The organism is Mesorhizobium sp. M5C.F.Ca.IN.020.32.2.1 (assembly GCF_004023105.1).
GTDB lineage: Bacteria > Pseudomonadota > Alphaproteobacteria > Rhizobiales > Rhizobiaceae > Mesorhizobium > Mesorhizobium wenxiniae.
This window is the reverse complement of the sequence record NZ_RZSX01001682.1, coordinates 1-438: the sequence shown is the minus strand read 5'-3', so window position 1 is coordinate 438 and position 438 is coordinate 1. Positions and strand designations below refer to the sequence as shown.

The 438-nt window shown below is 59.4% G+C and carries 2 pseudogenes; both read left to right on the top strand.

Annotated features, from left to right (window positions below):
* A pseudogene (locus EOA86_RS41085) lies at positions 1–157 on the top strand (SCO family protein); the annotation flags it as partial.
* A gap of 65 nt (positions 158–222) precedes the next feature.
* Positions 223–438, top strand: a pseudogene (locus EOA86_RS38135) (50S ribosomal protein L11 methyltransferase); the annotation flags it as partial.

Below are 438 nucleotides of genomic sequence, written 5' to 3'. Positions count from 1 at the left end.
GAAGAAGGTCGATACCGGCAACGGCGACTACACGATGGACCACACGGCTTCGGTGCTGCTGCTCAACGACCGGGGCGACTTCGCCGGCACCATCGCTTATGGCGAAAGCTCGGAGACCGCCATCGCCAAGCTGAAGCGGCTGGCGGCGGAAGGCTAGTGCATGATCCCGAAAGTGGGAACCGGTTTTCGGATAGGATCATGCTCGAACAAGACCATCGTTTGATGACCCAAACGCGGCTCTATTTCACCACTGGAAAGATCGAGGCCGACCGTATCTTCGCGGCGTTCGAAGCAGCCTTCGAAGACGAGGGTCTGCCGATTGCCATCCTCGAAATCGATGAGGACCGCGACATCCACGAAGTGTCGCTCTATGCCGACGGCGATGTCGACGCCGTCGAGGCTCGTGTGAGAGAGATCCTTGCCGGGCTTGTCTTGTCG